The following is a 2,426-nucleotide window of genomic DNA, read 5'->3' on the forward strand; positions in this document are numbered from 1 at the left end:
GGCATTGTTCTCTAAGGGAGTCGTGTAGTATTTGAATATCACGCATCTTGTTTTCTTCTTTTGTTTTTGTGGTGAATTCATTAGATCAGAAGGCAAGGTGCGTGTCTACTTATTGAACAGTAAAGGGATTTTGTGGGGATTCCTGAGTTGCAGGCGTTATGCACCAGTGAGAGAAACAATCTCGAAGATAATGGAGGTTAACAATTTTAACGTAATTACCAGCAAAGCGCTTTGACTTGTGAAGTCATTATTCCTTAAGAGATTATTAATAGCGATTAAGGTTTTATAAAATACTTAATGTGAGTTTATATATGAAAGCAACGAAGTCATCAGAGTTTCTCAGAAACTCATATATTCAATTGAATGATTTATACCGAAGAGTAAAATGCAAACAACCAAGCTTATTCTATGTGGATAAAAAATTCAATGCTCCCATACCGAGAACCTATTGGATTGAGGTTAGTGCTAGATGCAATCTGAAATGTCCATTTTGTCCAACAGCAAATGGTAGTTACTATAATAAAGTAAATGTTATGGAATTGGAAACGTATAAATTAATTTTTGAAAAAATAAAAGACCATGCACGTTTTATTTACTTCCATAAGCATGGTGAGCCAACTTTAAATAAAGATCTATTTAAGATAGTCAAGCACACGAGTAGTTACAGTAATATTTATACTTTATTTAGTACGAATCTAAACACTCGAAGATATAACTTGAGAAAAGCAGATGAGTTGGTAGATTCAGGAATATCTGAGATTATTGCCTCTATTGATGGAGCAAGTGAAAATTCATACAGTAGGTATAGGCGTGGGGGAAGTTTTTCAACAGCATTAGCTAATTTAAATGAAATAGCTAATGCTAAAGCAAGGCTTTCATCGGTAACACCAAAACTAAATTGGCAGTTTCTAATAAATAGCTATAATGAACATGAAATTGAAGATGCTAAAATGGTTGCTAAGGAAATAGGATCGGAGATTTATTTTCTGTTGATGGACGTTTGGGGGAATGAAGATTGGATGTCCTCGTACCATAAGGATCCATTGAAGTTTGCTGCGTTAACAGAACAGTCTCAGATACAATCAAATTGTTCTAAAGATATAACTTCAATCAGCAATGTGAAAACAAAACTTCCTAATCATGCAGTTGCTCATGTAGATGATGTGGCTATTCATAATCATTTTCCTTGGTGGTGTGCTCAGCTTTTTCATACGATGGCCATCAATACTGATGGAAGTGTATCTCCTTGTACAGAAATTGCAGATAGTCGAACAAATTTAGGAAACATCCTCACGGAAGACATAAACTCTCTATGGAATAGTGAAAGTTTCAAAAAATCGCGACGTTACGTATTCAATAAAGAAGTTAGTGGTTCTATTTGTGAATCTTGTGTAAGAGGCGAAGGGGCCATTTCTTACAGTATGAAGTAATTGTGGTGTCTCTCAGAGTTAAATGACCTCCGGCAAAGCCGGAGGCTTATTTGAATACGCTCTCAAAGGGCTCAAGTAAGCCCCCAAGGCGATATAAACCAAATTGTAGTTAGTCTCTATGCTCATCTTCTTGTTCTTGATTTCTGATGTATTCAAGAACAACTTCTTCATCAAGGCCCACTGTCGAGACAAAGTATCCCCTTACCCAAAAATTTTCACCATTGAAATTTCGCTATCTGTCTCGAAACTTCTTAGCTATCGATATTGCGCTTTTACCCTTCAGGTAACCAACGATATTTGAAATTGAATACTTGGTGGAACACTGATGCACATATGAACATGATTTTTCATCAAATGCCCTTCCTCAATCGTAACGCCCTTGCGTTGTGCTAACTCATGAAAATAACACCCAAGTGCTTTCTGATTGCTCCGTATATCCGCTTTTGTCTTTTCTTCGGTAAACATCATATGGTATTTAGAATCCCAATGGGTATGAGACAGTTACTTTTGGTCGAGCAAAGAAGTACATACACCGTTGCCACGGTCAACCCCATGCGAGTCACCCCAGCATAGCAGGGGGTTTATCAATGTTTAATTAATTTTGATGAGTAACTAAATCGGTGAACATATCACTGATATATAATAACTATCTTGGAAACCAATTTTTTATTAAGTATGGGGGGGAGCAGGTGAATTTAATCGACATAACAAACGACTATGGCGTCAACAGATAATTTTAAGCTGTTTTTGCATCCCATAGGGCGCCATCTCGCAGCATCGAATTTAAGATGTTAATCATCTTCCTGACGTAGGCGATGATGGCCACCTTTTTCGGTTTTCCTTCAGCTAGAAGTCGTTGATAGGTGCTTTTAAAAACAGGATTACATTGCATGGCAGACATCATTGCCATGTATAAAACGGTTCTGACCTGGGCCCGACCGCCTTGTATTTTTCTGAGTCCTTTATAGCGGCCACTTTCCCTGTTCATGGGAGCGA

At 37.4% G+C, this 2,426-nt stretch carries 3 protein-coding genes and 1 pseudogene; 1 reads left to right on the forward strand and 3 read right to left on the reverse strand.

The window, feature by feature from the left end:
• Positions 1-311 precede the first annotated feature (311 nt).
• Positions 312-1,430: a radical SAM protein gene (locus EDI28_RS25525; protein ID WP_128786656.1), complete on the forward strand. Its 1,119-nt coding sequence runs from the start codon at positions 312-314 to the stop codon at positions 1,428-1,430.
• Positions 1,431-1,539: 109 nt separating this feature from the next.
• Here EDI28_RS25525 and EDI28_RS27580 read toward each other — a convergent pair.
• From EDI28_RS27580 to EDI28_RS25535, 3 genes and pseudogenes are all read right to left on the reverse strand, one after another.
• Positions 1,540-1,614, reverse strand: a pseudogene (locus tag EDI28_RS27580) (IS200/IS605 family transposase); the annotation flags it as partial.
• Positions 1,615-1,709: 95 nt separating this feature from the next.
• Entirely contained in the window at positions 1,710-1,898 is a 189-nt protein-coding gene (locus EDI28_RS27585; protein WP_325062651.1) for a transposase, read from the reverse strand.
• Positions 1,899-2,166: 268 nt separating this feature from the next.
• Positions 2,167-2,426: transposase (locus tag EDI28_RS25535; protein ID WP_164918630.1), on the reverse strand; the 260-nt coding region annotated here is incomplete at its 5' end.

The sequence above is a fragment of the Photobacterium chitinilyticum genome (assembly GCF_004104355.1).
In the GTDB taxonomy this organism is placed as follows: Bacteria; Pseudomonadota; Gammaproteobacteria; order Enterobacterales; family Vibrionaceae; genus Photobacterium; species Photobacterium chitinilyticum.